The sequence below is a fragment of the Stenotrophomonas nematodicola genome (assembly GCF_009467805.1).
Taxonomy (GTDB): domain Bacteria; phylum Pseudomonadota; class Gammaproteobacteria; order Xanthomonadales; family Xanthomonadaceae; genus Stenotrophomonas; species Stenotrophomonas nematodicola.
The window spans coordinates 55,677-77,638 of sequence record NZ_WIAY01000009.1 but is presented as its reverse complement, the minus strand read 5'-3'; the positions used below and the strand labels follow the sequence as shown (position 1 = coordinate 77,638).

The 21,962-nt window shown below is 69.5% G+C and carries 19 protein-coding genes; 14 read left to right on the top strand and 5 right to left on the bottom strand.

Going from position 1 to position 21,962, the window contains the following annotated elements:
- Positions 1-5: 5 nt before the first annotated feature.
- The 4 genes from mutM to GDJ08_RS18780 all read left to right on the top strand — a co-directional run bounded on the left by mutM (position 6) and on the right by GDJ08_RS18780 (position 6,031).
- Positions 6-818 (top strand): bifunctional DNA-formamidopyrimidine glycosylase/DNA-(apurinic or apyrimidinic site) lyase, encoded by an 813-nt coding sequence (gene mutM, locus GDJ08_RS18795; protein WP_017357606.1) that lies wholly within the window; start codon positions 6-8, stop codon positions 816-818.
- 80 nt (positions 819-898) lie between these two features.
- Positions 899-1,465 carry an ECF-type sigma factor gene (locus GDJ08_RS18790; protein ID WP_017357607.1) on the top strand — a complete coding sequence of 189 codons (567 nt, stop codon included), beginning with the start codon at positions 899-901 and terminating at the stop codon, positions 1,463-1,465.
- A 63-nt stretch (positions 1,466-1,528) separates the two neighbouring features.
- Positions 1,529-4,381 carry a serine/threonine-protein kinase gene (locus GDJ08_RS18785; protein ID WP_153165473.1) on the top strand — a complete coding sequence of 951 codons (2,853 nt, stop codon included), beginning with the start codon at positions 1,529-1,531 and terminating at the stop codon, positions 4,379-4,381.
- A gap of 48 nt (positions 4,382-4,429) precedes the next feature.
- A complete protein-coding gene (locus GDJ08_RS18780; protein ID WP_136005714.1) occupies positions 4,430-6,031 on the top strand; it encodes an OpgD/OpgG family glucan biosynthesis protein in 1,602 nt (533 codons plus the stop codon).
- 32 nt (positions 6,032-6,063) lie between these two features.
- Here GDJ08_RS18780 and GDJ08_RS18775 read toward each other — a convergent pair whose 3' ends face one another.
- Together GDJ08_RS18775 and GDJ08_RS18770 are read right to left on the bottom strand one after the other, a co-directional pair.
- Positions 6,064-6,684: a thymidine kinase gene (locus GDJ08_RS18775; RefSeq protein ID WP_017355293.1), complete on the bottom strand. Its 621-nt coding sequence runs from the start codon at positions 6,682-6,684 to the stop codon at positions 6,064-6,066.
- A gap of 40 nt (positions 6,685-6,724) precedes the next feature.
- Positions 6,725-7,456 (bottom strand): SEL1-like repeat protein, encoded by a 732-nt coding sequence (locus GDJ08_RS18770; RefSeq protein WP_229296580.1) that lies wholly within the window; start codon positions 7,454-7,456, stop codon positions 6,725-6,727.
- Positions 7,457-7,580: 124 nt separating this feature from the next.
- Here GDJ08_RS18770 and GDJ08_RS18765 point away from each other — a divergent pair, with 124 nt between their 5' ends.
- Complete coding sequence (locus tag GDJ08_RS18765; protein ID WP_017355295.1) at positions 7,581-9,557, top strand: UvrD-helicase domain-containing protein; 1,977 nt, start codon at positions 7,581-7,583, stop codon at positions 9,555-9,557.
- A gap of 135 nt (positions 9,558-9,692) precedes the next feature.
- Positions 9,693-10,235 carry a GNAT family N-acetyltransferase gene (locus GDJ08_RS18760; protein WP_017355296.1) on the top strand — a complete coding sequence of 181 codons (543 nt, stop codon included), beginning with the start codon at positions 9,693-9,695 and terminating at the stop codon, positions 10,233-10,235.
- Between the two features lie 141 nt (positions 10,236-10,376).
- Here the strand turns inward: GDJ08_RS18760 and GDJ08_RS18755 are convergent, their stop codons facing one another.
- Positions 10,377-11,039: a YceH family protein gene (locus GDJ08_RS18755; protein WP_017355297.1), complete on the bottom strand. Its 663-nt coding sequence runs from the start codon at positions 11,037-11,039 to the stop codon at positions 10,377-10,379.
- 111 nt (positions 11,040-11,150) lie between these two features.
- On the opposite strand from GDJ08_RS18755, the gene GDJ08_RS18750 reads away from it, so the two are divergent.
- The 5 genes from GDJ08_RS18750 to plsB all read left to right on the top strand — a co-directional run bounded on the left by GDJ08_RS18750 (position 11,151) and on the right by plsB (position 17,683).
- Positions 11,151-12,077, top strand: coding sequence for a 5'-nucleotidase, lipoprotein e(P4) family (locus tag GDJ08_RS18750; RefSeq protein ID WP_026070654.1), 927 nt, complete (start codon positions 11,151-11,153; stop codon positions 12,075-12,077).
- The gene (gene pyrF, locus GDJ08_RS18745) at positions 12,074-12,793 is read left to right on the top strand and encodes an orotidine-5'-phosphate decarboxylase (protein ID WP_017355299.1); all 720 of its coding nucleotides are present in this window, start codon (positions 12,074-12,076) and stop codon (positions 12,791-12,793) included. The genes GDJ08_RS18750 and pyrF overlap by 4 nt, the downstream gene beginning before the upstream one ends.
- 244 nt (positions 12,794-13,037) lie before the next feature.
- Positions 13,038-13,862: a S1 family peptidase gene (locus GDJ08_RS18740; protein ID WP_229296579.1), complete on the top strand. Its 825-nt coding sequence runs from the start codon at positions 13,038-13,040 to the stop codon at positions 13,860-13,862.
- Between the two features lie 162 nt (positions 13,863-14,024).
- On the top strand, positions 14,025-14,993 hold the full coding sequence (locus GDJ08_RS18735; RefSeq protein ID WP_229296578.1) for a hypothetical protein: 969 nt from the start codon (positions 14,025-14,027) through the stop codon (positions 14,991-14,993).
- On the top strand, positions 14,993-17,683 hold the full coding sequence (gene plsB, locus GDJ08_RS18730) for a glycerol-3-phosphate 1-O-acyltransferase PlsB (RefSeq protein WP_017355302.1): 2,691 nt from the start codon (positions 14,993-14,995) through the stop codon (positions 17,681-17,683). The genes GDJ08_RS18735 and plsB overlap by 1 nt, the downstream gene beginning before the upstream one ends.
- A gap of 53 nt (positions 17,684-17,736) precedes the next feature.
- On the opposite strand, the gene GDJ08_RS18725 is transcribed toward plsB, so the two are convergent.
- The gene (locus GDJ08_RS18725; RefSeq protein WP_017355303.1) at positions 17,737-17,946 is read right to left on the bottom strand and encodes a YdcH family protein; all 210 of its coding nucleotides are present in this window, start codon (positions 17,944-17,946) and stop codon (positions 17,737-17,739) included.
- A 91-nt stretch (positions 17,947-18,037) separates the two neighbouring features.
- On the opposite strand from GDJ08_RS18725, the gene ttcA reads away from it, so the two are divergent.
- The 3 genes from ttcA to GDJ08_RS18710 all read left to right on the top strand — a co-directional run bounded on the left by ttcA (position 18,038) and on the right by GDJ08_RS18710 (position 20,768).
- Complete coding sequence (gene ttcA / locus GDJ08_RS18720; protein ID WP_192813862.1) at positions 18,038-18,943, top strand: tRNA 2-thiocytidine(32) synthetase TtcA; 906 nt, start codon at positions 18,038-18,040, stop codon at positions 18,941-18,943.
- A 49-nt stretch (positions 18,944-18,992) separates the two neighbouring features.
- Positions 18,993-19,898 carry a recombination-associated protein RdgC gene (locus tag GDJ08_RS18715; RefSeq protein WP_017355646.1) on the top strand — a complete coding sequence of 302 codons (906 nt, stop codon included), beginning with the start codon at positions 18,993-18,995 and terminating at the stop codon, positions 19,896-19,898.
- 93 nt (positions 19,899-19,991) lie between these two features.
- On the top strand, positions 19,992-20,768 hold the full coding sequence (locus GDJ08_RS18710) for a M48 family metallopeptidase (RefSeq protein ID WP_153165472.1): 777 nt from the start codon (positions 19,992-19,994) through the stop codon (positions 20,766-20,768).
- A gap of 10 nt (positions 20,769-20,778) precedes the next feature.
- Here GDJ08_RS18710 and GDJ08_RS18705 read toward each other — a convergent pair whose 3' ends face one another.
- On the bottom strand, positions 20,779-21,651 hold the full coding sequence (locus tag GDJ08_RS18705; protein ID WP_026070715.1) for a methylglyoxal synthase: 873 nt from the start codon (positions 21,649-21,651) through the stop codon (positions 20,779-20,781).
- Positions 21,652-21,962 lie beyond the last annotated feature (311 nt).

The following is a 21,962-nucleotide window of genomic DNA, read 5'->3' as shown; positions in this document are numbered from 1 at the left end:
TGCGCATGCCCGAGCTTCCCGAAGTCGAAACCACCCGTCGCGGCCTGGCGCCGCACCTGGAAGGCCGCCGCGTGCACGGCGTGATCCTGCGCCGGCCGGACCTGCGCTGGCCGATCCCGGCGGAGATCGCCGCGCTGCTGCCGGGCCAGGCCATCGACGGCGTCCGCCGCCGCGCCAAGTACCTGCTGCTGGACACGGCCATCGGCAGCGCGCTGCTGCACCTGGGCATGTCCGGCAGCCTGCGCGTGCTGCCCGGCGATACCCCGGTGCGGGCCCACGACCACGTGGACATCAGCCTGGACAACGGCCGCCTGCTGCGCTTCAACGACCCGCGCCGGTTCGGCAGCCTGCTCTGGCAGCCGGCCGGTGAGACCCATGAACTGCTGGCCGGGCTGGGCCCGGAGCCGCTGGACGACGAATTCAACGGCGACTACCTGTTCCAGCGCAGCCGTGGCCGCAGCGCCTCGGTGAAGACCTTCCTGATGGACCAGGGCATCGTGGTGGGGGTGGGCAACATCTACGCCGCCGAGAGCCTGTTCATGGCCGGCATCAACCCGCTGCGCGAGGCCGGGCGCATCTCCCGCGAGCGGTACCAGCGCCTGGCCACGGCGGTGAAGCAGATCCTCGGCCACGCGATCACCCGCGGCGGCACCACCCTGCGCGACTTCATCAACCCCGACGGCGCCCCGGGCTACTTCGAGCAGGAGCTGCTGGTCTACGGCCGTGACGGCCAACCCTGCCGCCAGTGCGGGCGGCCGCTGCGCCACGCCACCATCGGCCAGCGCGCCAGCGTCTGGTGCGGGCACTGCCAACGCTGAGCCGGCCATCGCCGCATCGTCTCGCGGCCGTCTCTCCCGGGGCGCTATAGTCCGGCCAACGTCACCGGCGGGGGTGTGCGATGAACGAAAGCGCGGATATCACCGTATGGCTCGACTCGGCCCGCGCGGGCGACCGCGCCGCGCTGGACCGGGTCCTGACCCTGCTGTACCAGGAGCTGCACAGCATGGCGCGGCGGCAGCTGGCCGGGCAGCAGAACCGCACCCTGGACGCCACCTCGCTGGTGCATGAGTCCTACCTCAAGCTGCTGGGCGCGCGCGGCGCCGCCCGTTTCGAGGATCGCGCGCACTTCTTCGCCTATGCTGCCTCGGCGATGCGCAGCGTGGTGGTGGATTACGCCCGCAACCGGCTCGCGCGCAAGCGCGGCGGCGATCTCAAGCGCGTTGCCGAGATTCCCGAAAACAGCAGCAGCGGCGTGCGCCTGGACGAGGACCTGCTGGCGCTGGACGTGGCGCTGGCGCGCCTGCAGGCGGTGGATGGGCACCTGGCGCGGGTGGTGGAGCTGCGCTACTTCGCCGGCCTGTCCGAGCAGGAAATCGCCGAGCTCTGCCAGCGGTCCGAACGTAGCATCCGGCGCGACTGGCAGAAGGCACGGATGTTCCTGCTGGCCTCGGTCCGCGAGGACTAGCACAGCGGCATCCGGGCCCCGCGTGGCGGCGCGGGTAGGCAGTCAGCAGGCGGGAGGGGATCGATGGAGGCTTCGCGCTGGCGGCGGCTGTCGTCGCTGCTGGATCCGTTGCTGGACCTGACCGACGCACAGCGTGCGCAGCGGCTGGCGCAGCTTCGCGCCGAGGATCCAAGCCTGGCCGATGACCTGGCGCGGCTGCTGGTGCACGAGCGCGAGAGCGAGGAGTTCATGGCCCAGCCGCTGTGGACCGCCGCGCCGGAGGACAGCCGTGTCGGCACCCTCGTCGGGCCCTACCGGCTGCTGCGCCCGCTCGGGCAGGGCGGCATGGGCGAGGTGTGGCTGGCCGAACGCGCCGACGGGCTGTACCAGCGCCAGGTGGCGCTGAAGCTGCTGCGCAGCGGCTATGCCGACCCCGGGCTGCGCCAGCGTTTCAGCCGCGAACGCGACATCCTGGCCCGCCTGCAGCACCCGCACCTGGCCGAGCTGCTGGACGCCGGCATGGACCTGCAGGGACAGCCCTACCTGGCGCTGGCGTATGTCGAAGGCGAGCCGATCACCGACTACTGCCAGCGCCTGCAGTTGCCGCTGGAACGCCGCCTGCAGCTGATGCTGCAGGTGTGCGCGGTGGTCAGCCACGCGCACGCCAACCTGATCGTGCACCGCGACCTCAAGCCCTCCAACATTCTGGTCACCGCCGAGGGCGAGGTGAAGCTGCTGGATTTCGGCATCGCCAAGCTGCTCGATGCCGACGAGGGCGAGCCCCCGGTGCACCCGCCCACCGAGGCGCGCGCGTTCACCCTGCACTACGCCGCGCCCGAGCAGGTACGCGGCGCGCCGGTGACTACGCTGACCGATGTGTACTCGCTGGGCGTCGTGCTGTTTGAGGTGGTCACCGGGCAGAAGCCGTATCGCCTGCGCCGGCACAGCGACGCCGAGTGGGAGCGGTCGATCATGGAGGTCAGTGCGCCGCGCGCCTCCAGCCTGCTGCTGCGCCGGGCCGGCGAGGGCGGCGCGGCCGGGTCGGCGCTGCGGCGGCTGGCACGGCGGGTGCGGGGCGATCTGGACACGGTGCTGCTCAAGGCGCTGCAGAAGGAGCCGGGCCAGCGCTATGCCTCGGTCGAGGCGTTGGCGCAGGACCTGCGCCGGTTTCTGGAGGGTCGCCCGATCCACGCCCGCCCGCAGGGCACGCTGTACCGGCTGCGCAAGTACATCGGCCGCCACCGCTGGGGCGTCGGCCTGGGCACGGTCAGCGTGCTCGCCTTGATCGCGCTGGCGGTGCTGGCGCTCTGGCAGATGCAGCAGGCGCGCCGCGAGATCGCCCGCGCGCAGGCCATGCAGGATTTCACCGTGGGGCTGTTCGACCGCGCTGCCGGCGTGCGCCACGGCAGCTTCGATGTGCGCCAGCTGCTGGCCACCGGGCAGCAGCGCGGCGAAGTGGAGCTGGCCGACCAGCCGCTGTCGCTGGCCGACCTGGAGGGCGTGATCGGCCGCCTGCGGATCGGCCTGGGCGACTATCAGCTGGCCCTGCAGACGCTGGATCGCCAGCGTGCTCTGCTGGAGCAGGTCAAGGAGGTGCCGCCGGCGCTGCAGCTGGAGGCGGTTACCCAGCGCGGGCGCGCGCTGCGCATGCTCGGCCGCTCGCGCGATTGCGTGGCCCACCTGTTGCCGATGCAGGCGCTGGCCAGCCAGCAGCGCCTGCAGATGCCGACGCTGGTGGCCGAATACCACGCCCAGCTCGGGCGCTGCCAGCAGCTGCTCGGCTACCGCGCCCCGGCGCGTGCCGCCTTCACCACGGCACTGGCGCTGCGCCGCGATGTGCTGCGCGATGTGGTGGCCACCGCCGACAGTCTGTCCGACCTGGCGGCGCTGGACAGCGACGAAGGCCATGCGCAGGCCGCGTTGTCAGGTTACCGCCAGGCCCTGCAGCTGCTGCAGACCCGCGTCGGCGGGCGCCACCCGCAGCTGATCACCCTGCGCCGTCACCTCGGCGAAACCCTGGCCGCGCAGGGCGACCTGGACGGCGCCGAGCGGACCCTGCACCTGGCTTGGGCGGCCGCGGTCAACCTGTACGGACCGGATCATCCGGAAACCCTGTCGATCCGACGCCTGCGCGCGGTAGTGGCAATGCAGCGCGGCGACCTGGACCAGGCCGAAGCGACGCTGCAGCAGGTCCACCGGCTGACCCGACAGGCGTTGGGCGAGCAGCACCGCGATACCGGCCTGACCTGGCACGCGATGGGGCAACTGGCGCTGGAGCGCGGCGACAGCGCCGCAGCCGAGGTCGACTTCGCTCACGCCGTGGCCATCTGGCGCCAGCCGGACTGCGTGCGCCTGCTGCCGCAGGGGCTCTACGACCAGGGCACGGCGCTGGCCGCCAGCGGCCGCTGGCGGGAGGCGCTGGCGGCCCTGCATGAAGGGCGGCAGTGGCAGGCCGCGCAGCGCGGCGAGCTGGACCCCCTGGTGCTGCAGGCCGACCAGGCGATGGCCGGCATCATCGGCGCGCAGGGCGACCCGCGTCAGGCCGGTGAGCGGCTGATCAGCCTGATGCGGCGCATTGCTCCGGCCGGCACGGTCGCAGTGGCGCAGCAGCAGGAGCTGCAGTTGGCCTGGGCGCGGAATCTGATGCGCATGGGGCAGGACGTGGAAGCGCGACGCGTGCTGGAAACGCTTGCGCAGCTCCCGGGCGAGGAGCCCGATACCCGGCAGCGGCGCTGGCGGGCACGCGCATCGCTGGCGCTGCTGTCCTGCGGCGAGGCGCCGCAGCGCGGCCGCCAGGCGCTGGCCGCGCTGCAGGCCGACGTACGCCGGCAACAGCCGCAGGGCGGTGCGATGGCGCACGAGCTGGCGCAGGCGCAGCAGGCCTGCCCCTCGTTGGCCGTGGCTGAACGCTCCGCCGCGTCCACCTCGGCGAATTAACGTTCGCCTGCCTATGATGGCCGGCCCTTTCCTGCCATCGCTGCCTGCATGCAACGACGCGACTTCATCCGCACCGCTTCCCTGGCCCTGGCTGCCGCCGGCCTGCCCGCGCTGCCGGCCTGCGCCGCGCAGGGCAACCAGGTCGGCCTGCGCCGCCTCGGCAAGCCGCAGCCGTTCGACTTCGCCTCCCTCAAGGGCCAGGCGCGCGCGCTGTCCCAGGCGGCCTACCAGAGCCACAAGCGCACCCTGCCGGGTCCGCTGGAAGCGCTGGACTGGGACCAGTACCAGTCCATCCGCTACCGCCAGGACCACGCCCTGTGGGCCGACCAGCCCGGCAGGTACCAGGCCAAGTTCTTCCACCTCGGGCTGTACTTCCATTCCCCGGTGCGCATGTACGACGTGGTGGATGGCACCGCCCAGGAACTGGCCTACGACCCGGCCGCGTTCGACTACGGCAAGAGCGGCCTGAAGGGCAGCCACCTGCCGCCCGACCTCGGCTTTGCCGGGTTCCGCCTCAACACCCGCCAGGACACCGACCGCGACTTCGCCGCGTTCCTCGGTGCCAGCTACTTCCGCGCGGTCGGCAGGGAAGGCCAGTACGGCCAGTCGGCGCGCGGCCTGGCGATCGACACCGGCATGGGCCGTCCGGAGGAATTCCCGGACTTCATCGCCTATTACCTGGAGCAGCCGGCCGCCGACTCCAACACCCTGGTGGTGTATGCGCTGCTGGATTCGCCAAGCGTTGCCGGCGCCTACCGCTTCGCCATCACCAACGGCGATGTGCTGCTGATGGACATCGACTGCGCGCTGTATCCGCGCAAGGCGATCGAGCGGCTGGGCATCGCCCCGTGCACCAGCATGTACCAGGTGGGCGAGAACGACCGCCGCATGGCCTGGGACTGGCGGCCGGAAATCCACGATACCGATGGCCTGTCGATGTGGACCGGCGCCGGCGAGTGGATCTGGCGCCCGCTGTGCAACCCGGCGCAGCTGCGCTTCAACATGTTCGTGGACAACAATCCGCGCGGCTTCGGCCTGCTCCAGCGCGACCGCAACTTCGACCATTACCAGGACGACGGCGTGTTCTACGAGAAGCGCCCGTGCCTGTGGGTGGAGCCGAAGGGCCAATGGGGCAAGGGCTCGGTGCAGCTGGTGGAAATCCCCACCGTGGATGAAACCTTCGACAACATCGTGGCGTTCTGGAACCCCGACGCCAAGCCGCAGCCAGGGCAGGAACTGCTGCTGGGCTATCGGCTGTACTGGGGCGCGCAGCCGCCGGCACGACCGCCGATGGCGCACTGCGTGGACAGCCGCACCGGCCTGGGCGGCGTGATCGGCAAGAAGCGCGAGTACTTCTCCTGGCGCTTCGCCGTGGACTTCGCAGGTGGCGAGCTGGCTGCGCTGATCGACAAGGCCGAGGTGGAAGCGGTGGTGCAGGTCAGCCGTGGCCGCACCGAGATCGTCTCGGCGCGCCCGCTGCGCGAGATCAAGGGCTACCGTGCGATGTTCGACGTGGTGCCGCCGGACGACAGCACCCAGCAGATCGACATCCGCCTGTACCTGCGCAGCGGCGGCCGTACGCTGACCGAAACCTGGCTGTACCAGTACAGCCCGCCGCCGGTGGGCGCACCGGAACGCACGCTCTATTGACGTAGAGCCGGGCTCTGCCCGGCTCCCCACCGTCACAGCGGGAGCGGGGCCTGCATCGGATCGATGCGGCCTTCGCCGCGGGTGATCTTCTTGAACTCGGCGCGGCTGACCGACACGTAGCGTTCGTTGCCGCCGATTTCCACCTGTGGGCCGTCCTGCACGGCATGGCCGTGTTCGTCCACGCGCACGGTCATCGTCGCCTTCTTGCCGCTGTGGCAGATGGTCTTGATCTCCTGCATCTCGTCGGCCCAGGCCAGCAGGTACTGGCTGCCCTCGAACAGTTCGCCGCGGAAGTCGGTGCGCAGGCCGTAGCACAGCACCGGAATGCGCAGCTCATCGACCACTTCGCTCAACTGCCAGACCTGGCTGCGGGTGAGGAACTGGGCCTCATCGACCAGCACGCAGCCCAGCGGTCCTCCTGCGGCGATGTCCGCGGCGATCAGGCGCTGCAGGTCGGTATCGCGGTCGAAGGCCACACCATCGGCCTTCAGCCCGATCCGCGAGGCCACCACGCCGCGCCCGGCGCGGTCGTCCAGGCGCGGGGTCAGGATGGCCACGCGCATGCCGCGCTCGCGGTAGTTGTGCGCCGACTGCAGCAGGGTGGTGGTCTTGCCGGCGTTCATCGCCGAATAGTAGAAGTAGAGCTTGGCCATGCCGCATTTTATCCGCAGATGGCCGGTGCCGCCGCCGGCGTCACTCGGCCGGTGACACACCGGTGGCCGGCCCCACCTCCACCGTGCCGGCGCGCTGCATCTGCTCCATCGCCTGGGCCTGCCAGTGCCAGTACTGCGCCGGCTCCCAGTAGCGGTCCTGCAGGAAGCGGTCCACCGGCATGGCCTGCTGCTGCCCGTCCTCGCCGCGCACGGTCATCTTCAGCGCGCCGATCCAGCCCAGCCGGCTGCCCGTCACCTCATTGCGACCGCGGCGCATCTCGCGCTCCTGGCGTGGCTTGGCCACGGCGTCGCCGTAGGTGTCGTACAGCGCCTGGCCTTCCACCAGTGCCCGGTCGCGCTCGGCCGGGTCCAGCGCGGCCCAGTAGCGTTCGCGATGCACCAGCAGGAAGCGGTCGCCGCGCTCGGCGGCCAGGTCCATCCAGGCATAGGCGGCCGCGCGGTCGGCCGGCCCGCCCACGCCGTTCCACAGCAGCTCGGCCAGGGCCGCCTGCGACAGCTTGTCCGCGTAGCGCGCACCCCGCCGGTAATAGCTCCGCGCCTGCTCGGGCCGCCCGCCCTGCATCGCTTCGTTGCCCAGTTTGCGATAGCGCATGTCCGGGTGCGAGGCCAGGAACGTCTCCGAGCCCAGCACGTCGGCGGCCCACGGGTCGAAGACAGGCGCGTCGGCCTCCGCAGCGGCGGCGGCACCCACCAGCCCGCACAGTACCGCGCCCAGCAGCACGGCCCGGCCCCCTGCAATGCATCCCCTCATGACGCCCCGTGTCCTGCTTCACATGATCCCCCCTCAATAGCGCAGGGCGCGCGCGCAGGTCAATCCTCCCCGGCCGCCGCCGCACCGGCGCGGCCCGCTACAATGCCCCTCCCCCGGAGTCGGCATGCACGGTCTCAATCCTCCCCAACGCGCGGCAGTCCTGCACTGCGAAGGTCCTCTGCTGGTGCTCGCGGGCGCAGGCAGCGGCAAGACGCGCGTGATCGTGGAGAAGATCGGCCAGCTGATCGCCAGCAAGCGCTATCCGGCGCGGCGCATCGCGGCCATCACCTTCACCAACAAGTCGGCCAAGGAAATGCGCGAACGCGTGGCCAAGCGCCTGCGCAGCGAAGACGCCGACGAGGTGACGATCTGCACGTTCCACGCGCTGGGGCTGAAATTCCTGCAGATCGAGCATGCCTCGGTCGGGCTCAAGCGCGGCTTCTCGATCTTCGACGCCGACGATGCCACCTCGCAGGTCAAGGACCTGATGTACGGCGCCAAGCCGGATGACATCGAAGACGTGAAGAACCTGATCTCGCGCGCCAAGAACGCCGGCCTTTCGCCGGAGCAGGCGATGGCGGCCGCGCGCAGCAACCGCGAGAAGGAAGCGGCCAGCGTCTACGAGCGATACCAGCTGCGCCTCTCCGCGTTCAACGCGGTCGACTTCGACGACCTGATCCGCCTGCCGGTGCAGGTGCTGGAAGAGAACCCGGAGATCGCCCTGGCGTGGCGCGAACGCATCGGCTACCTGCTGGTGGACGAATGCCAGGACACCAACGATGCGCAGTACCGGCTGCTCAAGCAGCTGGCCGGCAGCAAGGGCAACTTCACCTGCGTGGGCGACGATGACCAGTCGATCTACGCGTGGCGTGGTGCCAATCCGGAAAACCTGCAGCAGATGGCGCGCGACTACCCGGCGCTGGAGATCATCAAGCTGGAGCAGAACTACCGCTGCTCCAACCGCGTGCTGCGCGCGGCCAATGCGCTGATCGCCAACAACCCGCACGAGCACCTCAAGAAGCTGTGGAGCGACCAGGCCGACGGCGAACGCATCCGCGTGTGGGAGTGCCGCAACAGCGAGCACGAAGCGGAGAAGGTGGCGGCGGAGATATCCTACCTGGCCACCTCCAAGCAGATTCCCTGGAGTGATTTCTGCATCCTGTTCCGCGGCAACTTCCAGTCGCGGCCACTGGAAAAGGCGCTGCAACTGGTGCGCGCGCCGTACCACATCACCGGCGGCACCGCGTTCCTGGAGCGCCAGGAGGTCAAGGACACGCTGTCCTGGCTGCGCCTGCTGGTGAACCCCGACGACGATACGGCGTTCATGCGCGCGGTGCAGTCGCCCAAGCGCGAAGTGGGTGCCGGCACGCTGGCCAAGCTGGCCGAACTGGCGTCGGAGAAGGACCTGCCGATGGCGCATGCGGCCGAGGCGATCGGCGCGCTGTCGCAGTTGCCGCCGCGCGCGGCCAACGGCCTGAGCCGCTTCACCGACATCCTGCGCGACCTGCGCGCGCAGATGCCGCAGCTCAGTTCCGGCGACCTGGTGCGGCGGCTGGTGAAGGAGTCGGGGCTGGTCTCCGAGCTGCGCAGCGCCTGCAAGGAAGAATCGGTGTACCAGCGCCGTCTGGCCAACCTGGAAGAGCTGGCGCAGTGGTTCGAAGGCGGCCCGCGCGGTGCTTCCACCGCCGACCTGGCCGCGCAGCTGGCGCTGTTGTCGCGCAACGACAAGGACGATGGCGGCAACCAGGTGCGGATGATGACCCTGCATGCGTCCAAGGGCCTGGAATTTCCGTACGTCTTCATCGTTGGCTGCGAGGACGGCGTGCTGCCGCACCAGGTCAGTCTCGACGAGGGCAACCTGCAGGAAGAGCGTCGCCTGCTCTACGTGGGCATCACCCGCGCCAAGGTGCAGCTGTGGATGAGCTACAGCAAGCTCACGCGCAAGTTCGGCGAGCACGTGCGGCTCAAGCCCAGCCGGTTCTTCGAGGAGATCCCGGCCGAGGAGATGCAGCGCGACGGTGCCGATCCGGTCGCCGATGCCGAACGCAAGAAAGAGCGCGCCAGTGCAGGACTGGCGGCGATCCAGGCCTTGTTCGACTGACCACGCGCGTCGCGCAGCGCCGACCCTTGGTCGGCTGCCGCCGGCCGGGGCGAACAGCAGCCGACCAGGGGCCGGCGCTACCGTGTTCGGGGCGCGCATTGCACAATCGGGGCATCTTCCTCCGCAGTGACCCGCATGTCCGCCGTGATCCAGACCGACCGCCTGCACCTGCGCCTGATCGACCCCGACCATGATGCGGCCGACATGCTGGCCCTGCTCAACGAACCGGGGTTCATCCGCAACATCGCCGACCGCGGCGTGCGTACCCTGGCGCAGGCGCGTGACTACACCGCCGAGCGCGTGCTGGGCAGCTATGCCCTCAACGGCTTTGGCATGTACGCCATCATCCGTCGCAGCGACGGCGCATGGTTGGGCAATGCCGGGCTGGTACGCCGCGATGGACTGCCCGCGCCGGATATCGGCTACGCGCTGCTCTCGCCGTACGAAGGCCACGGCTACGCGCTGGAGGCCGCGCGCGGGGTGATGCACTACGCGCGCGATGTGCTGCACCACGCCGATCTGTACGGCATCGTGTCGCCGGACAACCTGCGGTCGGCCGCCCTGCTGCGCAAGCTGGGCATGGAAGATCGCGGCGACCTGCTGTTGCCGCCGCCGCACGGTGGCAACGTGGTGCTGCTGTTCGCCACGCCAGGGGCCCCGGCGGTGGTGGCGTCATGACTGCCTGAGCCCGGCACGGAGGCAGGGTCGGGCGGGCTGCCCGACACCGCGACCGCGCTGCCAGACACTCCGACCGCGCTGTCCGACACCCCGACCGCGCTGTCCGACACCCCGTAGAGCCGGGCTCTGCCCGGCTGCTCTTCAGCCGCCCAACTGCGCGCGCAGGTCCGCCAGCTGCTCCTGCAGCTCGGCCACAGTGGCCTCCAGCTGCTGCACGCGCGCATCCAGCGCGGCGCTGCCACCGCCACCACTGGTCGGCGCCGCCTTGTACGCCTCCGCCAACGCCTCCACGTCCACCGGGCCGGCCAGCAGGTGCATGTAGCGGTCTTCGCGCTGTCCGCTGGCGCGCGGCAGCTGGACCGCCAGGCCGCGCTGGATCATGCGCTCCACATGGTGCCGCAGCTCGTCGGCGTCCTGGAACTGGAACAGGCGCTCGCTGCGGGTCAGCAGCTCGTTCACCGTCTGCGGACCGCGCAGCAGCAACAGGCCCAGGACCGCCAGCTGCTGGCGGGTCAGGTCCAGCGCACTGCCGGCACGGTGTTCATAGCGCTCGGCACGCGAGGAGAACTGCTGGCGGGCCAGCCCCAGCGTCTCCAGCTGGCGCAGCGCGTGGTGCACATCCCCGGCCGACAGGGCCATCACCGGCTCCCGCGCGGTCTTCTGGTTGGCCGCCAACTGGGCGGCATTGACCGTCAGCGGGTAGGCGTCCGGGGTGGTGGCCTCCTTCTCGATCAGGCAGCCCAGGGTGCGGGCCTGGGCCGCGCTCAGCACGGGCAGGGCAGGGGTCTGGACGTCATCGGTCACGGGGGGCTCCACGGTGTTTCAAGGGGGTGCAGCATAGCCGAGCGCCGCCGCCGGCATGAACGCCGCCGGCCAAGCCGGTAAACTGGCACGACTCTGTTGCTGGTGACCCCGATGCGTCGTATTGCTGCTGTTCCCCTGTCCGTGCTTGCCTGCGCCGTGATGGCGCTGACCGCCTGCAAGCGCACCGAAGCCCCGGCTGATGCCGCACCCCCGACCGTCGCCGCGTCTGCCGATGCACCGGCTGCTAGCGGCGATGCCGCCGTGGCCGCCAACGACAATCTCAATGCGGTGCTGTGGATGCAGCGTTCGCAGGAATACCGTGCGATCACCGAGCAGACCTACCGCGCCGCCGCCGACCGCCTGGATGCCGCGCTGAAGGAAGCCCACTGGGATGCGCTGGTGCCCGAAGAGCGCGGCAACGAAGCCAAGGGCCTGAAGCCGGCGGTGGTGCTGGACGTGGACGAGACCGTGCTGGACAACTCGCCCTACCAGGCGCGCCTGGTGCGTGACGGCAAGGAATACGACGAGATGACCTGGGACCAGTGGGTGGCCGAAAAGAAGGCCAAGGCGATCCCCGGCGTGGTCGATTTCGCCAAGGCCGCCAACGCCCGCGGCGTGACCCTGCTGTACATCTCCAACCGCGCGGTTCACCTCAAGGACGCCACCCTCGCCAACCTGCGCGCCGAAGGCCTGCCGGTGGCCGATGACAGCGTCTTCCTCGGCCTGGGCACCGTGGTGGAAGGCTGCGAGCAGGCCGGCAGCGAAAAGAACTGCCGCCGCCGCCTGGCCGGCCAGAAGTACCGCGTGCTGATGCAGTTCGGCGACCAGCTGGGCGATTTCGTCGAAGTCACCGCCAACACCAACGATGGCCGCGACGCACTGCTGCAGCAGTACCACGACTGGTTCGGCGAGCGCTGGTGGATGCTGCCCAACCCGACCTACGGCGGCTTCGAGCCGGCGCAGTTCAACAACGATTACAGCCAGTCGCGCCAGGCCCGCCACGATGCCAAGCGCGCTGCGCTGGACTACGCGCCGTGAGCCGGGCACCGCTGCCGCTGCGCGATGATGAACGCCTGATCGTCGCGCTGGACGTGCCGGGACGCGATGAGGCGCTGGCGTGGGTGGACCGGCTGGGCGACAGCGTGTCGTTCTACAAGATCGGCATGGAACTGCTGGCGTCCGGCGAGTACTTCCAGGTGCTTGATGCGCTCGCCACGCGCGACAAGCGCGTCTTCGTCGACCTGAAGTTCTTCGATATCCCCGCCACCGCCGCCGCGGTGATCAAGCGGCTGTCGCAGTGGCCGGTGAGCTACGCCACCATCCACGGCTGGCACCCGGCGATGATGGAGGCCTGCGCCGCCGCCAACGGCAGCGACATGCGCCTGCTGGCGGTGACCGTGCTGACCTCGATGGGCCAGGACGATCTGCGTGGCATGGGCATCGACCGGGCGCCGGTGGACGTGGTGGTCGAGCGCGCGCTGGCCGCCCGGGCGGCCGGCATCGACGGCGTCATCGCCTCCGGCCAGGAAGCCGCACCGATCCGCGCGGCTACCGGGCCGGGTTTCTCCATTGTCTGCCCCGGCATCCGCCCGGGTGGCCCGGTGGGCGATGACCAGAAGCGCACTGTAGGCGTTGCCCAGGCGTTCGCCGATGGCGCCGATGCCATCGTGGTGGGCCGGCCGATCCGCCAGGCGACCGACCCGCGCGCCGCCGCGCTGGCGATCCAGGCCGAAATCGCCTCGGTCCTGCGCTGATCCCCGCACAGTGCCGGCGCTCCGTGTGCCGGCACCGACGCGTTCTTTGGTGCCGGAACCGCGTCTCGTTGTCGTGTTGCGCACGGTTGCAGAAGTGAATCCATCAATCGCTGCCGGGTCGCTGGCCACAGCGAAGTGAGAAGCGTCGCCCAGTCTGTCTCCCGCCTTTGCCGTCGAATCGATCCCGGCACGTGCCCTCCCGGCCGTGTCGTCCGCTTCTTCATCACTGCAAAGGAGTTGCAGCATGCACATGCGTTACCGCGCGGCCGTGGCCGCTCTCGTCGTCATGGCCACGGTGTCCGCCCCGGCGCTGGCCACCCCGCCGCTGGACGGACACAGCCCCAGGATCATCGGCGGCATCGATGCCGAGCCCGGGCAGTACCCCTTCATGGTCAGCCTGCAGCAGCTTGCCCGGGGCGAGTCCGACCACGCGCGTCACTGGTGTGGCGCCACCCTGATCTCGCCGTCCTGGGTGCTGACCGCCGCGCACTGCGTGGAAGATGCGCTGCCGCGTGACTACGCGGTGCTGGCCGGCAAGACCACGCTGGATACCACCGGGCGCCGGCGGGTGTCCAACATCAAGGCCATCCACGTTCACCCGGCCTACGACAGCAGAGCCCTGGTCAACGACATCGCGCTGATCCAGCTGCGCCGCCCGATCGCCAAGGGCCAGTTCGCGGTGCCGCTGCTCGGCGGTGACACCGGCTACCTGCGCCGTGGTCGCCGCTTTACCGTGATCGGCTGGGGCGACACCGGCCTGGAAGGACCGGCGGGCGCGCCGACCGTCCTGCAGACCGTGCAGACGCCTTATGTCCCGTTCCGTGAGTGCCGCAACGCCTATCCCAACCTGCAGGCGGGCAAGGTGCTCTGCGCTGGCGAAGAAGGCATCGACAGCTGTCAGGGCGACTCGGGCGGTCCGCTGCTGGTGCAGCGCGAGGGCCGGTGGACGGTTCTCGGGACCGTCAGTTGGGGCGTGGGTTGCGCGCAGGCCGGCTATCCAGGCGTATATGCACGGCTGTCGGACGGGCACATGGCCGACTTCATCCGGGCGACCTGGACCCACGACTAGACCCTGTCGGGCACGGGCACCGCGCCGGTCCCGGCCGGTGTCCGTTCGTTTTCCTTGTTTTTCAATGACCTGCGGCCTCCTATGGTGGCGCCGCAAGGGCCCGGCTTGCCGCTGCAGGGCCGCAGGCCGCAAGATGCGGACCGGTCCGGGGAGTCCGAATTCATGTCCATGCCGTTGATGCCAGGGCGTTGTCGAGAGTGGGTACTGGCGCTGTCGTTCTGCGGCCTGGTGCTGCTCAGTGCGTGCAAGCGCGATCAGATCGATCCGGATGCGCCAGCCGCCGAACCGGTGGCGGCCCTGCGCCAGCTTGCCCGCCTCGTCGCCGACAATGACCTGGTCGGCTACGCGCAGGCGTCGGTGCCGCCGGCCCAGTACGACCGCCTGCAGGCGGCCTGGGCCCAGGGACGCAGCCGCTGGCCGCTGACCGAACTGCCGCTGGATGGTCAGTTCCTGCCGATGATGGCCGCGCTGTCACGGCCGGACGCGCCGCAGCGCCTGCAGCGCGCCTTCGACGCGCAGATTGCCGGCCAGGCCACGGGGGTGCGCCAGGCGGCGCATTCGATGGGACTGTTCGGTGTGCAGTACCTGCGCAACCAGAGCGACTACAGCGAAACCGAGCGCGCCCACTACACCCAGGTGGTCGACGCGCTCAGCCGCTGGGCGGCCGCCGCCCCGCTGACCGACAAACAGCGCGCCCGCACCACCATCACCCTGCTGACGGCCACGGCGCGGACCGCCGCGCTGTCCACCGAGGAACAACTGCAGGCCGCGGGCATGGAAGGTTCGCTGCGCCGGCTGGGACCGTTCGCCAAGGCCTTCAAAACCGCGCTGGCCAGTTACGGCCTGTCGCTGGACACGGCGCTGACCGAACTGCGCGGCGAACTGGTGTCCCAGCAGGGCGATACCGCCGTGGTGCGGATCCAGTACCCGCTGGCGGGCGAACAGATCGACGCACAGGTGCGCATGACCCGTCGCGAGGGCCACTGGTACGTGACGCGGACGCTCGAAGACACCGACGCGCTGCTGCGGGCCGCCGAGGCCGCACAAGCTGAACATGACGCCGCCAAGGCGGCTGAAGCAGAGGCGGCCGCTGCGGTCAAGGACGATGCTTCCGCACCGGCTAAGCCATAATGAAGCCGATGCCGAACCAGAATCCCCTGCCTTTCCCCGGCGAAGAGCCGCCCAAGACGCCGGACGCACCGTCCGCGTCGCCCGACACCGCGCCCGTTGCCGGCATTCCGGCCGAGCCCGGCGAGGCGCCGGCTGCGGCCGACCCGGCGGCAACCGCGCCGTCCGCCATCGTGCCCGGAACCCGTGCCCCGGTGGGCCGCCGCCCGTGGTGGGCGCGCCTGCTGGGCCGGCTGGTCGAGCCGTGGCTGTCGCTGAAGATCGAACCGGAACATCCCGGCCAGTACAACGACGGCCGCCCGGTGGTCTATGTGCTGGAAGACTACGGGCTGTCCAACGCGCTGATCCTGGACAAGGCCTGCCGTGAAGCCGGCCTGCCCTCGCCGCTGGTGCCCATCGCCGGCGACCCGACCGGGCGCCGGCGTGCCTACCTGGCGCTGTCCCGCCGCAGCAGCAGCAACTCGCTGATTCCCGAGCAGCGCGGCGCCAAGACCCATTCGGATTCGCTGGCCAAGGTGCTGCAGGCCCATCGCGCACGCGATGAGCTGGACGTGCACCTGGTGCCGGTGTCGATCTTCGTCGGACGTGCGCCGGACAAGCAGAGCGGCTGGTTCGCCGTGCTGTTCTCGGAAAACTGGGCACTGGTGGGCCGGTTCCGTCGCCTGCTGGCCGTGCTGCTCAACGGCCGCAGCACCATCGTGCGCTTCGCGCCGCCGATTTCCCTGCGCACCACCGTGGACGAGGGGCTGGACCCCGAGCGCACCGTGCGCAAGCTGCAGCGGGTGCTGCGCACGCACTTCCGCCGTATCCGTGAATCGGTGATCGGTCCGGATCTGTCCACCCGCCGCCTGCTGGTGGACAAGGTGCTCGATGCCGACACCGTGCGCGAGGCGATCGCCTCGCAGGCCAAGCGCGACAACTCCAAGCCGGCCGATGCCTGGAAGAAGGCGCATGCCTACGCCTGGGAAATCGCCGCGGACTATTCCAGCCCGGTGGTGCGCTCGGCGAGCTTCATGCTCAGCCACGTCTGGAACCGCATCTATGCCGGCGTGCTGGTCCATCACCTGGACAAGTTCAAGGCGGCCGCGCCCGGGCACGAAGTGGTCTACGTGCCCAGCCACCGCAGCCACATGGACTACCTGCTGCTGTCCTACCTGCTGTACGACCGTGGCATTGTGCCGCCGCACATCGTGGCCGGCATCAACCTGAACCTGCCGGTGGTGGGCACGCTGCTGCGCAAGGGAGGCGCGTTCTTCATCCGCCGCTCCATCCGCGGCAACGCGCTGTACTCGGCGGTGCTCAGCGAGTACGTGGCGCAGCTGGTGGCGGGTGGCTACTCGATCGAGTACTTCGTCGAGGGTGGCCGCTCGCGAACCGGTCGCCTGCTGCAGCCCAAGGGCGGCATGATCTCGATGACGCTGCGCGCGTTCCTGCGCCAGCCGCGCAAGCCGGTGCTGTTCCAGCCGGTCTACATCGGCTACGAAAAGCTGATGGAAGGCGGCAGCTACCTGGATGAGCTGTCCGGGCGGCCCAAGGAAAAGGAATCGATCTGGCAGCTGCTGTGGTCCATTCCCAAGGTGCTCAAGCAGAACTACGGCCAGGTCGTGGTGAACTTCGGCGAGCCGATCGCGCTCAACGACGTGCTGGCCCAGCAGGCGCCGGAGTGGAATGGGCAGCCGGTCGGCGAAGACGAGAAGCCGTCGTGGCTGTCGGGCACGGTCGACCACCTGGCCGAACGCATCCAGGTGCATATCAACGGCGCCGCCGACGTCAATCCGATCAACCTGCTGGCGCTGGCGCTGCTGTCCACGCCCAAGCATGCGATGGGCGAGGCCGACCTGATCGCGCAGATCGAGCTGTGCAAAACCCTGCTGGTGGAGATGCCGTACTCCGATCGCGTGACGGTGACCCCGCACTCGCCGGAGCGGATCATCGCCCATGCCGAGGAAATCAACGTCCTGACCCGCATCAAGCACCCGCTCGGTGATGTGCTCAGCGTCAGCGGCGATACGGCAGTGCTGCTCAGCTACTTCCGCAACAACGTGCTGCACCTGTTCACGGCCTCGTCGTGGGTGGCGTGCTGCTTCCAGAACAACCGTCGCATGAGCCGTACCGGCCTGGTGCAGCTGGGCCGCACGGTGTACCCGTTCCTGCAGGCCGAGCTGTTCCTGCCGTGGAGCGAGGACGAGTTCGCCCAGCGCATCGAGCAGACCATCAACGTGTTCGTGCGCGAGGGCCTGCTGCAGAACGTCAATGACGACGACGGCGGCATCCTGGCGCGCAACACCGGACAGACCGACGAAGTCTTCCGTCTGCGTGCCATCGGCCACTCGCTGCAGCAGGCGTTCGAGCGCTATTACATCGCCATCTCGGTGCTGGTGAAGAATGGCCCGGGCACGCTCGGCGCGGCCGAGCTGGAAAGCCTGTGCCAGCAGGCCGCGCAGCGCCTGAGCCTGCTGTATGCGCCGGCCGCGCCGGAGTTCTTCGACCGCACGCTGTTCCGCGGCTTCATCCAGAAGCTGCGAGAGCTGCGGCTGGTATGGCCGGACGAGAACAGCAAGCTGCTGTTCGACGACCGCCTGGATGCCTGGGCCAAAGACGCCAAGTTCATCCTCGGCCGCGAGCTGCGCCACACCATCGAGCGGGTCAGCCCGGAGGCGGCCAAGCCGGATGAGCCGGTGGCACAGGACTGAGGCAGCCGGCAGGAAGGGCAGCCGACCAACGGTCGGCTCGCCGGGTGCGGGTGTTATGCCGGTTCGTCGGGAATCAGCATGTTTTCCAGTCTGGCGATGCAGTCCTTGAGCTGCAGCTTGCGCCGCTTCAGGCGCTTGGCGTCCAGCTCGTCTTCGCCATTGGCGGCCATGTGCAGGATCTGTTCGTCGAGCGCACGGTGCTCCTGCCGGAGCATGGCAAGACGGGTACTGATCTCGGTGGGCGTCAGGGTATCCACGGCCATTGAGCATACACATCCACGATGATGCCCGGGAGTGAACGCAGTCACCTCCCGGTGGCGATGGGGGCGGCGGCGAGCCGGTAGAATGACCGTCATGAGCGCCGTCCTGCCCTTGCCCGATCCCGTCCTGCGCGCCCGCGATCCGCGTGCGGCCGAGGCGGACCAGGACAGGCTGGCGCGGCGGCTGCGCCGCCAGGTCGGCCAGGCCATCGGCGACTTCGGCATGATCGAGGCCGGCGACCGGGTGATGGTCTGCCTGTCCGGCGGGAAGGACAGCTACACCCTGCTGGACCTGCTGCTGCAGTTGCAGAAAAAGGCGCCGGTGGATTTCGAGCTGGTGGCCGTCAACCTGGACCAGAAGCAGCCCGGTTTTCCCACCGACGTGCTGCCCGGCTACCTGCGCTCGATCGGCGTGCCGTTCCAGATCATCGAGCAGGACACCTACTCGGTGGTGACCCGGGTCATCCCGGAAGGGCGCACGATGTGCTCGCTGTGTTCGCGGCTGCGGCGCGGTGCCCTGTACCGCCATGCGGCCGAGCATGGCTTCACCAAGATTGCCCTGGGCCACCATCGCGACGACAGCGTGGCCACGTTTTTCCTGAACCTGTTCCACCACGCCAAGCTGTCGGCGATGCCGCCCAAACTGCGCAGCGACGATGGCGCGCATGTGGTGATCCGTCCGCTGGCCTACGTCAGCGAACAGGACATTGCCCGCTACGCGCAGGCACGCGCGTTCCCGATCATCCCGTGCACGCTGTGCGGCAGCCAGGACACCCTGCAACGCCGCCAGGTCGCGCAGATGCTGCAGGGCTGGGAGCAGGCGCACCCGGGCCGGATCGACCAGATCGCGCGCGCGCTGGGCAACATCCATCCGTCGCAGCTGGCTGATCCGGCCCTGTTCGATTTCCTGTCGCTGGGGCGCACGCAGGACGCCCCGCGGGCCGCCCCGGGCGGGTGGCCCACCCCCGATGACGCCGGCGAGGTACCGCCGCCGGCCTAGCCGGTGCACCGCGCCTTGCGTTCCTTCCACGCTCTCATTCCGGACTTCCATGTTCTTTCGCAACCTGACGCTGTTCCGCTTCCCGACCACCACCGATTTCTCCGAGGTCGACACCCTGCTGCCGCAGGCCCTGCTCAAGCCGGTGGGTCCGCTTGAAATGACCTCGCGCGGTTTCATCTCGCCATTCGGCCGCGAAGAAAAGGCCGTGTTCTCCCATCGCATCGGCGATGCCCTGTGGCTGACCGTGGGCGGTGAAGACAAGATCCTGCCTGGCGCGGTGGTCAACGATCTGCTGGCGCGCAAGCTCGAGGAAATCGAGGAGAAGGAAGGCCGCAAGCCCGGTGGCCGCGAGCGCAAGCGCATGAAGGACGACCTGCTGCATGAACTGATGCCGCGCGCCTTCATCAAGAGCTCGCGTACCGATGCGCTGATCGACCTGGCGCACGGCTATGTGGCCGTGGACAGTTCCAGCCGCAAGACCGGCGAGAACGTGATGTCCGACATCCGCGGCCTGCTCGGCAGCTTCCCGGCGATGCCGCTGAACGCCGAAGTGGCGCCACGCTCGATCCTGACCGGCTGGATCGCCGGCGAGGCGCTGCCGACCGGCCTGAGCCTGGGCGAAGAATGCGAGATGAAGGACCCGGCCGAGGGCGGCGCCGTGGTCAAGTGCCAGCACCAGGAACTGCGCTGCGACGAGATCGACAAGCACCTGGACGCCGGCAAGCAGGTCACCAAGCTGGCCCTGGTGTTCGAGGACAATCTGTCCTTCGTGCTGGGCGATGACCTGATCGTGCGCAAGCTGAAGTTCCTGGACGGTGCGCTGGACCAGCTCGAGCACGCCGACGACGACGGCCGCCGTGCCGAACTGGACGCACGGTTTGCCCTGCAGAGCGGCGAAGTCCGTCGCCTGTTCCTGCTGCTGGAAGAGGCGTTCAAGCTCAGCAAGGCGGATTGACGCCAGGTGCGGACCGGAGCGGGGCAGCGTCCCCGCTCCGCCCCCGCTACCCCGCAGTCATCTGCGGCGCGCGGGCAGCGCTATGCTGTTGCCATGTCCGGACTCCTCCGCCGCCTGATCTCGCCGGCTGCCCCCATCCTGCAGCGCGACACGGTACGACTGCGCCTGGAAGATGCGGAGATCGATGTACTGCGCGTGCGCGATCCGCGGGCGCGTCGCATCAAACTCAGCGTGGACGAGCGCGGCGTACGCCTGACCCTGCCGCCGCGCGCCAGCCTGGTGATGGGCGAGCGCTTCCTGGAGCAGCACCGCGACTGGCTGTCCACGCAGCTACGCAGCTACCAGGCGCACAACCTGCCGCCCCCGCTGGTGATCGGTGAGCCCGGCCAGCTGCCTCTGCGTGGCGAACTGGTCGCGCTGCGCTGGGCGAGCGGCCGCTTCGCCCATCTCGAGCGCGACGCGGCGGGCCTGGTGATGCATTGGCCCGCGCGCGGCAACGAGGCCACCCTGCGACGCAGCCTGCGCGAGTTCTACGAAGCCCAGACCCGTGCCGACGTGGGCCAGTGGCTGCCCCGATACCTGCCCGGTCTGCCGCGCGCGCCGGCACGGTTGCGGCTCAAGGTGATGTCGTCGCAATGGGGTTCGCTGGCACCGGACGGCAGCATGGCGCTGGACCTGGCGCTGGTACTGGGGCGTCCCTCGGCGTTCGAATACGTGCTGGTCCACGAGCTGTGCCACCTGATCCAGCCCAACCATTCACCGGCGTTCTGGGCAGAGGTGGAAAAGCGGTTCCCGGCCTGGCAGGACGAGCGCGACTACTTCCAGCGCGAAGGCCGCCGGCTCAAGGCAATGCTCCGTCAATTGCTGTAATGCCGGCCGTTCACGCGCGGGCGCGCAACGCCGCCGCCTGCGCCCAGCGTTCGGCCACGCGCGGTGCGGTGATGCACACGGCCTGGTCGGTCACTGTGGTTACCGCGCGCTCAAGCAGCTGGATGTCGGCTTCGTGCTGGCGTGCGACGTGCGGGTCCTCGAAGAAGATCGCCCGCTGGCAGTGGCCTTCCAGCACGCGGTCGGCAATCTGCGCGTCGCCGCCCATCGGGCCGCTCTGGTAGCGCTCCACCCACGCCTGGTCCTGCGGCCAGCCCCGGCTCCAGGCCAGCGCGTTGAGGCGCTGGCCGGTGGTGCCGGTGCCGATCCGGGTACGGAACCGCGAGAGCACGTCGAAATGCTCAGCGGCGAAGGCCAGCATGGCCGGCTTCATCGCGTCGTGCGCGATCAGCGCCAGGGTCTGGTGTTCGAAGGCGTGCAGATCATCGGCGCCCCGGTCCGCGGCGAGCCCGGCATGCACGCGCTCGATCTCGATCCAGTCACGTGCGGTGGCCACGGTGGAGATGAAAGGCTTGCCGTGGATCACACACTGGCGTTTGAGCGCGGTGGCTTCGGGAAAGATCGAGGAGGGATCGACCGGGTCCATCAGGTAGATCGCCCCGTCCAGCGTGCGTTCCGGTGTCCCCATCCCGACCACTTCGGCCACCAGTTTCATCAGACCGCCCTCGCGCCCGTTCGGATAACGCCGCAGCGGCGCGAAATCCTGCAGGAATCCCAGTCGCTGGATCGCATCGTAGGTACGCCCGACCGCATGCAGTTCCACCCCCAGTTCGCGCAGGCCGCGGTCGCTGGCGCGCAGCCAGCGGAACAGCGCGGCGTGCTTGTCGTGATGGTGCAGGCGGTTGGCGGCCAGGCCGATGCGCATGGTGGGCATCCAGCAGAAGGAGGAGGCCGCAGTGTAATGCGATCGCATGTCAGGGGTGCGCCCGCTTGAATGCGACGGCGCCGCAGCGCATCACGTGCGTGGCGTCACGCACACAGGGGTTTGCAACAAGTTTCATTGCTGCAGCGGGTGCAATCGCTAGGGTGAGTCGGGTGCAGCGCAGCGCCTGTCGTCAATGACGTCGACAGGCCGCGCGGGGCGATGTTCCGGTGGCGGTGAGGGTGGGCGCACCTTGCAGGACGGCCCGCCATTCGACGCTGCCCGGGCCGCATTGCCGTTGGCGACCATGATGC

What these genes read in the sequence shown, in the direction of transcription:
- GDJ08_RS18760 (WP_017355296.1), top strand. Translation starts at nt 9,693, where the DNA reads ATGTCCGCCGTGATCCAGACCGACCGCCTGCACCTGCGCCTGATCGAC.
- GDJ08_RS18725 (WP_017355303.1), bottom strand. Translation starts at nt 17,946, where the DNA reads ATGGCCGTGGATACCCTGACGCCCACCGAGATCAGTACCCGTCTTGCC.
- GDJ08_RS18705 (WP_026070715.1), bottom strand. Translation starts at nt 21,651, where the DNA reads ATGCGCATCGGCCTGGCCGCCAACCGCCTGCACCATCACGACAAGCAC.
- GDJ08_RS18735 (WP_229296578.1), top strand. Translation starts at nt 14,025, where the DNA reads ATGTCCATGCCGTTGATGCCAGGGCGTTGTCGAGAGTGGGTACTGGCG.
- GDJ08_RS18765 (WP_017355295.1), top strand. Translation starts at nt 7,581, where the DNA reads ATGCACGGTCTCAATCCTCCCCAACGCGCGGCAGTCCTGCACTGCGAA.
- GDJ08_RS18715 (WP_017355646.1), top strand. Translation starts at nt 18,993, where the DNA reads ATGTTCTTTCGCAACCTGACGCTGTTCCGCTTCCCGACCACCACCGAT.
- GDJ08_RS18770 (WP_229296580.1), bottom strand. Translation starts at nt 7,456, where the DNA reads ATGAGGGGATGCATTGCAGGGGGCCGGGCCGTGCTGCTGGGCGCGGTA.
- GDJ08_RS18750 (WP_026070654.1), top strand. Translation starts at nt 11,151, where the DNA reads ATGCGTCGTATTGCTGCTGTTCCCCTGTCCGTGCTTGCCTGCGCCGTG.
- GDJ08_RS18710 (WP_153165472.1), top strand. Translation starts at nt 19,992, where the DNA reads ATGTCCGGACTCCTCCGCCGCCTGATCTCGCCGGCTGCCCCCATCCTG.
- plsB (WP_017355302.1), top strand. Translation starts at nt 14,993, where the DNA reads ATGAAGCCGATGCCGAACCAGAATCCCCTGCCTTTCCCCGGCGAAGAG.
- GDJ08_RS18790 (WP_017357607.1), top strand. Translation starts at nt 899, where the DNA reads ATGAACGAAAGCGCGGATATCACCGTATGGCTCGACTCGGCCCGCGCG.
- GDJ08_RS18740 (WP_229296579.1), top strand. Translation starts at nt 13,038, where the DNA reads ATGCACATGCGTTACCGCGCGGCCGTGGCCGCTCTCGTCGTCATGGCC.
- ttcA (WP_192813862.1), top strand. Translation starts at nt 18,038, where the DNA reads ATGAGCGCCGTCCTGCCCTTGCCCGATCCCGTCCTGCGCGCCCGCGAT.
- GDJ08_RS18780 (WP_136005714.1), top strand. Translation starts at nt 4,430, where the DNA reads ATGCAACGACGCGACTTCATCCGCACCGCTTCCCTGGCCCTGGCTGCC.
- mutM (WP_017357606.1), top strand. Translation starts at nt 6, where the DNA reads ATGCCCGAGCTTCCCGAAGTCGAAACCACCCGTCGCGGCCTGGCGCCG.
- GDJ08_RS18785 (WP_153165473.1), top strand. Translation starts at nt 1,529, where the DNA reads ATGGAGGCTTCGCGCTGGCGGCGGCTGTCGTCGCTGCTGGATCCGTTG.
- GDJ08_RS18775 (WP_017355293.1), bottom strand. Translation starts at nt 6,684, where the DNA reads ATGGCCAAGCTCTACTTCTACTATTCGGCGATGAACGCCGGCAAGACC.